This window comes from Sphingobacterium hungaricum (genome assembly GCF_015210005.1).
GTDB classification, from domain to species: domain Bacteria; phylum Bacteroidota; class Bacteroidia; order Sphingobacteriales; family Sphingobacteriaceae; genus Sphingobacterium; species Sphingobacterium hungaricum.
This window is the reverse complement of the sequence record NZ_MU158698.1, coordinates 2,675,396-2,683,327: the sequence shown is the minus strand read 5'-3', so window position 1 is coordinate 2,683,327 and position 7,932 is coordinate 2,675,396. Positions and strand designations below refer to the sequence as shown.

The window sequence follows — 7,932 nt, the reverse complement described above, 5'->3', positions numbered from 1 at the left end:
CGAAAGTGGTGAAGGGAAAAAATAGCTTCAGGAACCACAAAATCTTTTCCTCTATACGAAAATAGCACCGCTCCATGAGCTAGCTCAAAGCTTACCTCCTTCCGTATGCATGCCAATACAACCTTACAATCCAATACGCGCCCTAAAACGGTATCATCAAATATTCCGATTGTCCTCGCATTAGGGAATTGCTTCTTAAGCTGTCCTAACTTTTCTGTGCAGGGGTTAAAACCAATAGCGCTGAAGACATTGCTTCCTATATTTTTTAAGAGATGCTGATAAAAGTGACAAAAACATAGCACAACCGTGAACGTCTTGCGTCCGTACGACCACTTAGCGTTCCTAAATTATTGCTGTTTAAATTTATTATCGTAATATTGCGATATATTTAAAACAACAATGGGAGTTACAAAGACAGAAATATTTACAGCGCAGCAGAATCATTTGGCTCTCACTCTAAAGGCGCTTGCCCATCCTGCCCGTATAGCTATACTGCAACATATCATCAAACAGAATGCTTGCATCTGCAATGACCTGGTGGAAGAATTGGGATTGGCGCAAGCTACAATCTCCCAACACTTGAAAGAGTTGAAAAGCATTGGCATAATTAAAGGAAATATCGAAGGAACAAATGTCTGCTACTGCGTTGATGAAACAGTCTGGCAACAGGTAAAAAAGGACCTGAACAGTTTTTTTATTGATAATGTAAATATAGAAGAATGCTGTTAGGCATTTTTTTTAATCTTATACAATCGTAATATTGCAATATATCATTTATTGAATTAATGTCAGAAATATGAAACTATCAATAATCAAAGAGCTATTGCCAACATTGGAGAATGTTGAATTTCAATTAGAGAATGGAACGTTTGTACCCGAACACTTCCACGTTACCGAAGTTGGACAAATCACTAAAAACTTCATAGACTGCGGCGGCATAATCCGTACTGAAAAAGTGGTCAATTTCCAATTGTGGAATGCTGATGACTTTGAACATAGATAAAAGCCAGCCAAACTGGTAAGCATCATAAGATTGTCCGAAGAAAAATTGGGCATAATAGATGGGGAAATTGAGGTGGAATACCAAAGCGAAACGATTGGCAAATATGACTTGGATTTCAACGGAAAGACATTTGTACTGAAAAATAAAACCACTGCATGCCTGGCTCAGGATGCTTGCGGTATTCCTTCCGAAAAAGTAAAGAAAAATCTGGGGGAATTGCCAGGAAATAATGCCAAGGCTTGTACTCCAGGTCGGATGTTGTTAAAATTGAAGTCATATGCTTTAAGTTCAAAAAATCAATAGTGCATTTATCGTTTTAGAAGGTGCATTATTGGAATATTTTTTAGCTGTTATGACCTGCTCACAGGCAGATGGTGGCCGTCCGTTTATTGCTGGTGCTGAAAAGAGAATTCCTATCACCTTTGAAGACCCTAAAATTTCAGATGATACGCCCGAGCAGTCAGAAGTATATGCGGAAAGAAGTTTACAGATAGCTGCCGATATGTTCTATGTTTTTTCAACTATTAACAAATAAGCGATGCAGCCAAAACTAAAATTCCTTGATCGCTATCTTACCCTTTGGATATTTCTTGCAATGGCAATAGGCATAGGATTGGGTCACCTCTTTCCTGATATTTCCAGCGTAACAGACGCTTTATCCGTTGGCACTACAAATATTCCGTTGGCAATTGGTTTAATATTGATGATGTACCCCCCATTGGCTAAGGTTGATTATTCATTATTACCTATGGCATTTAAGGATAAAAAAGTAATCTTCATATCCCTATTGCTGAATTGGGTGATCGGAACGGCATTGATGTTCGGTTTAGCAGTTTTGTTTTTACGGAACGAGCCCGATTATATGACAGGCTTGATATTGATAGGTTTGGCAAGATGTATCGCAATGGTGATCGTTTGGAGTGACTTGGCTAAAGCAAACAGGGAATATACGGCTATGTTGGTTGCATTGAACAGTATCTTCCAAATAATTTCGTACAGCTTTTTAGTTTGGCTGTTCATTGGAGATTTCGGTATTGCTGACCATAGCTTTCCGGAAATTAAAGACAGCCCATTTCGTTCAAAATTGACCAGTTCAAATTATTATAAATTAAGGATTTATGGAGGAGTTTAAGTTTTTGTAGGCTGGTCAATTCGCCACGGAATTGGGTGGTCATAGGCTCCGAAACCCCCAGTAAAATAACGATTAGATAAAATTAGCATTAAAATTTGACTGATTAGTTTGGAATTGTTACTTTATACAATTAACATAACAAACACTATATAACACGATGTACGAAAAGAGAATTACATTTTTTATTGACATTTTAGGACTTAGAAATATTGTAGAAAAGACTGGTAAGGACAAAGATTATTGTCTTGAGATATTCAATGTTTTGAATTCAATGAGGAGTGAAAATATCAATGCTGAAATGTTTCTTGAAATCAATGAAACTGAAGAAAGCAAAAAAGAAATGGATGAAATCAAAAGAGTCCAAGCTTTGTTTTCAAAAGCGCTTATAGGCGAATCCTCTATAAGGATAACCCATTTTTCTGATAGTGTCGTTTTATCTATTGGGTTAGAAAACGATATGTATGCGATGTCATTGATTGAATACGTTGGTAGACTCATATATAGGTTGTGGAAGGACTTTAAAATTTTAATTCGAGGGGCCGTATCGGTTGATGATTTAGTACATGTAGAAGGTGGGCCATTATTTGGTCCTGCAATGGTCAATGCTTACGATTTGGAAACAAATCTGGCTGATTATCCTCGGATAATATTTGATGATTTTTCATATAATATAATTATCAATAGCCCATCTTACGGGCTAATGAAAAACTTATTTGTACCCTTTTCTGGGCAAAAAGAGATCAATGGAAAGATGATAACTATTCATAGAGGTTTCGAAATGAATTTGGCAACTGTACTTAAGCATTTAATGAATAGCCATTTCACTTTACATCCAGATAAGAAAAAAGAAGTAGAGAACGAACTTAATGGAGCTATAAATCATCTTGAGTTAACCGTATCTAAGATAACTTCAGAAAAGGTTAAGATGAAATATAATTATTTAATCGGAGAGATTAAAATGTTGTAGTTGTTATTAATGAACTAGTAAAATCCAACAAAATACTATTCTCCTAAAACAATATTCAATATCACTATAAACAATATTTAGCATACTAAAATCTCTCAACCCTATATACAGCTCTCCAATGAATTTACAAAATATTATAGAAACCATTCAATTAGAACGTTTAAACGATTCAGATGCAGCATTGAAAAACATTGCCAGTACTGAAAAGTCATTGCAGCAATCATATCAAGGCAGATTTCTATTCGAGTTAATTCAGAATGTAAGAGATGCCAATAAAAAGGCTAATATGATTGGTGCGGTTTTCATAGAGCTTGATGATGACAAGTTAACAATAGCTAATACTGGTTTTCCTTTTGACGAACCAGGTATAAGGAGCATCACGACGAATGGTGATAGCCCCAAGGATAGCACAGAATTTATAGGATTTAAAGGAATAGGATTTAAAAGTGTAAGTGAAATTTCAGATTGCCCTGAAGTGGTAACAGAATGGGGAACATTATTTTTTGATAAGAATAAAACTAGTGAATTACTTGCCCCACGGGTTTTTAAAGATCGAGAAACACCATTATTCTTTATACCTCATTTCAAAAATGAGAAACTGACTTCGGCTGATCTAGAGCAACATATTGTAACGAAAATTGTATTGAAATTAAATAAAAGGCTAGATGTTAATGCTATTGAAAAAGCCTTTATTGAAATTGGAGTACACCAGATACTGCTTTTGGGAAATTTAAAAGTAATTTCGCTAAAAACGGTGGATAATAATTACAACTATACTATTTCTGAAAAGACTAAAACAGGGATATTTATCATAAAACTAAACGATGACACATACATTTTCAAGCAATTTAAGCCTACGAATAAAGTAAGAATCCCTGATGATATTTTAGAAACACTTGAAGACAAAGAGAAAGAAATTTATGGCAATGATCCTTATATTGATATAACTTTCGTTTTCGATATTGATAGACAAAATAATCTTGTTAAGCAAGAATCTGCAAAACTATTTCTTTTTTTGCCCACTAAGATTACATCAGGCTTCAATTTTATTATTCACAGTTATTTTCTTGTTAATCCAGAACGAAAGGAGTTAAGGGACTCTAGTCTTAATGTGTTTTTGCTAAAGCAAATTGCTGAGTATATTACAGGAGAATGGTTCAATCAGGCGAAGAAAAGCCACCAAAATACATTCCTTAATTTTCTTTCATTTGAAAGGAAGATGGAATCTGACATCTTGAAACATCTTTATGATGGTATCATTAATGGCTTAGAAGATAAAAAATTCATATATGATAAAGTATCTAACCAATTTTTCAATTACAAAGATGTTTTTATTGCTGATGGTTTTGACAAAGGTCTTTTTTTAGATAATATATTAAATAATAAACGCATAGTTTATATCGAAAAAAGTGATACAGTGAAATGGCTAGTCAAGGAATTTAAAATTGATTATCTGAATTGGAAAACTATTGAAAAGAACATAGAAGTTGAATGCCTAAAACAGAGAAAAACAAAAAACATATCATTTTTCGAGAACCTTTACAGGTATCAAATCCAACATGAAGACCTAGATTTAACAGGTAAAAAGGTACTTCTTAATAGTAAATTAAACTTATGTACCAGCAATGATTATGTAATTTATGGATATAAGGAAAAAATTAATCTTCCGCCGTCAATTCAAAAGTATATACATTTCGCTCACCCTGATATAAAAATAACAAGCCTAGGTAGAGAGAAAATTGGATTCTTTGAATTTAATGCAGATTTGCTTGTAAGAAGAATTTTAAAGCTATATGAAGAACCCAAAGTACCAAAGATTGATATTTTGATTTCATTGCTTTCTTTAACAATATCAAGCCGTGTTATAGACGATGTAAAGCAAAAGGTAATGCTCCCTGTTTCGCAAAAAGTCAAATGGGCAAATCCATTAACTCAATGTGTGTATCTTCCTTCTGATGAATTAATGCTAATTTACGACATCTCTAAGTTCGTAAATCTTGATTTATTTTCCTCATTGGGATATTCTAAGGAGGAGCTTAATAACAGGCTTTTGGAGCTCGGCGTTTGGAATGCTCCTGGTATTTATTTCTCGACTTCTAAGCAAATTATTAAACAAGGTGATGATAGATTTAGGTATATAAACGAAAACATTAGAGGCTTTTCTACACTATGGTTTGAAGTATACAATGATTGGTTTTTTGATAATCCACAACATTATAATGTGTGGTCTACCAATGAAATTATAAAAAATTGGGACAAATATAGAAGAATTATAGAACAGGATACTTTCCCTGGCATGAGATATAGATCTCAATCTTCTGACATTCACAGTATTGGCAGAAATCACTTAGTAGCTTTGGCAAACTTTGTAAGTCAATTGAAAACACTAGCATGGGTTGTTCTCGAAAACAGAGAAAACACATTATTTATCAAGGATCTTGTGGGTATCGATCCTATTGAATGTTTAGAATCTTCAGCTATTTTATCAAAAAAGTATTTGAATGTTATACCAATACACCATGATTCGAGATCGAATTTGATTTCTCTTATCAAGTTAAAACATTTGGATTCGCATGATATTTCTTCATTCAAAGAAATATTTAATTGGATTTACACTAAATACTCCAATAATATTGAGAATGATAAAGAATTCGCTCTTTTTTATAATAAAATGATCAATAAGTTATTCGACTTTTATGCTTATAAAATTAAAGATGACAACTATATAAATCAATTAAAGGAAACTTACTTTCTTGCATTTAATGAAATTAAAAATAAATACAGTTTTGAGAAAGCCCATAAAATCCATTACATAGAGGATAAACCTGGATACGATATCTTACCAAAAGAAATAAGAGAAATTATCCAACCACATTTTACAATAAGGGATAAAAATAGATTTGGTAAAATAGCAAAGAAAATTGGTCAAGATTTCAGAAAAAAGATTGTTCAACACTTGCAAGATGTCGAAATGATAGAACATAAAAAGTTGTGGGAATGGTTCCCTCACTTTTTTGAAAGCATAGTTCTCATTGAAGATCATCTTGAAACCAACTTTGACGATCTAGCTGCGATAATAAAAAAGGCAGAAATCATTGTTTGTAAATCAATAAACATCGATCTGATTCAAGAAGGTCAACATATTTTTACGTTAAGTAATGTTTCGCATAAAATTGATTCGAGCCAAGTCATTAAAATTTATGTGAGTCATACAAAAACTACAACCAATTTAGGACTTATGGCTTCTATAATGCATGATTTTATGGTAAGCATTTTGGGAAGAGAATTACATAAGATTAGAATACTTTTAAAAGATTTCTACACGCAAGGAGATGTGATGGCTTTTTTAAACAATCACGAAATATCCACCGACAGGATTGAAGAAATTAAACAAAAAGTTGGTGGAAAATCATTCTCTAAAGTTCAAATTTTCTGGTCAAATATTTTGATATCCAAAGGATTCTCAGATTTCTCAAATTATTTTGATGCGGATGGCATCAAATATTCAAATCTATTTCATGATCTAAATATTAATGTTGAGAAACAATTTGATTCAGTATGCGCAATAGTTAATTACGACAACCTTAATGAGATAAAAAACATCCAACCTTTATCAACCATCTTTAAAGAATTAAATTGCAATATTTTTGATTATAACAAAGTGGCAGTTTATAAAATTGATTTCTCTGAATATCATAAACGAAGATTTGAAGGCTTAAAAGTTAGATACAAAAATATAATTGAAAAAGGCGTTTATTTAGATTTGGCAAGTAAAAATCAAAAGGCACAGATGCAATTTCAGAATATTTTGGATGAATATTCTCTTATAGCTTTAAACATATCTTTTCCGACAATAGATTTCGATGTGGAAGGAGGATTACAGAACATCTTGTGTAAAAAATATGATTACATTAATTTTAATAATTGGGATATTCCTAAATCTGAAATAAATGAAATATATAAAAAGAATGAAACAACTTTCAAAAAATTGATTGATGTTGATGCAAAATCTTTTGTAGATGATTTTTTGCTTCTGAATAGCAACCGAAGCTTGTTATATTTTGACAACAATGTCGATAAGCTTGTTACCCTATTTGCGGATTATGTAAAAGCAAATAAGACCAATTCAACTAACAACCCCTATCAACCTTTTGATTTAAGCCAATACCAGAATTCTGACGATCTTGAGATTGAGGAATTTGAAACAAGCAGTTCAGGAGAAATAAGAGGTGTCAATAAAGGGAAAGGAACTGGAGGTAAGAGAATCAATGGCGGTAAAACTGGAGAAAATTTGGAGTTAATAGGTATAGTTGGAGAAAAATCAGTTTATGACAAATTAATTAAAGATAGTTTTAACGTTCAGTGGATATCATTGAATTCTAAAAAGTGCGGACATAATCCTGAAGGAAGCGATGAACATAACTGCGATATGAAATTCGTTGATACAAATAATGAAATACATTATGTTGAGGTTAAAGCGAAAAGCAGTGACGAAAAGCACTTTTTCATCAGTAGAGATGAATATGCCAAAGCCATCTTACATAAAAAAAATTATCATCTTTTTTTGGTACTTAACGCATTAGATCCTAAAAGAAGAAGAATTCTTGACATAGGAAACATCTTCATATTAGATAGTAACAATGATCTTTTTAATAATAACAAATTCACTGCAGTTTTCAGACAACTGGAAATTACTTTTTGTTAGTTAAGCACCTATTTTATCATTCAACACTACTTAGTGGCACCATGTGTTAGCTAGCGAAATCCCTATATCTCAAAATTCTAAAATTGACAATGTTACCACTTTTTACATTTTATGGTCGTATTTTT

Annotated in this window: 5 protein-coding genes and 2 pseudogenes; 6 read left to right on the top strand and 1 reads right to left on the bottom strand. The window is 32.5% G+C overall.

What is annotated here, in order from left to right:
• Positions 1-302: hypothetical protein (locus tag C4F49_RS18020; protein WP_231388326.1), on the bottom strand; the 302-nt coding region annotated here is incomplete at its 3' end.
• A 97-nt stretch (positions 303-399) separates the two neighbouring features.
• Between C4F49_RS18020 and C4F49_RS14855 the strand changes: the two genes are divergently transcribed.
• From C4F49_RS14855 to C4F49_RS14830, 6 genes and pseudogenes are all read left to right on the top strand, one after another.
• On the top strand, positions 400-729 hold the full coding sequence (locus C4F49_RS14855) for an ArsR/SmtB family transcription factor (RefSeq protein WP_196936626.1): 330 nt from the start codon (positions 400-402) through the stop codon (positions 727-729).
• Between the two features lie 67 nt (positions 730-796).
• A pseudogene (locus tag C4F49_RS14850) lies at positions 797-1,268 on the top strand (DUF6428 family protein).
• Between the two features lie 87 nt (positions 1,269-1,355).
• Positions 1,356-1,538 carry a hypothetical protein gene (locus C4F49_RS14845; RefSeq protein ID WP_231388325.1) on the top strand — a complete coding sequence of 61 codons (183 nt, stop codon included), beginning with the start codon at positions 1,356-1,358 and terminating at the stop codon, positions 1,536-1,538.
• Positions 1,539-1,541: 3 nt separating this feature from the next.
• A pseudogene (locus C4F49_RS14840) lies at positions 1,542-2,024 on the top strand (arsenic resistance protein); the annotation flags it as partial.
• 268 nt (positions 2,025-2,292) lie between these two features.
• On the top strand, positions 2,293-3,102 hold the full coding sequence (locus C4F49_RS14835; protein ID WP_196936625.1) for a hypothetical protein: 810 nt from the start codon (positions 2,293-2,295) through the stop codon (positions 3,100-3,102).
• A gap of 118 nt (positions 3,103-3,220) precedes the next feature.
• On the top strand, positions 3,221-7,807 hold the full coding sequence (locus tag C4F49_RS14830) for a sacsin N-terminal ATP-binding-like domain-containing protein (RefSeq protein WP_196936624.1): 4,587 nt from the start codon (positions 3,221-3,223) through the stop codon (positions 7,805-7,807).
• Positions 7,808-7,932 lie beyond the last annotated feature (125 nt).

Bases quoted from the DNA above. Each gene is read 5' to 3' on its own strand.
- C4F49_RS14855 (WP_196936626.1), top strand. From the start codon at position 400: ATGGGAGTTACAAAGACAGAAATATTTACAGCGCAGCAGAATCATTTG.
- C4F49_RS14845 (WP_231388325.1), top strand. From the start codon at position 1,356: ATGACCTGCTCACAGGCAGATGGTGGCCGTCCGTTTATTGCTGGTGCT.
- C4F49_RS14835 (WP_196936625.1), top strand. From the start codon at position 2,293: ATGTACGAAAAGAGAATTACATTTTTTATTGACATTTTAGGACTTAGA.
- C4F49_RS14830 (WP_196936624.1), top strand. From the start codon at position 3,221: ATGAATTTACAAAATATTATAGAAACCATTCAATTAGAACGTTTAAAC.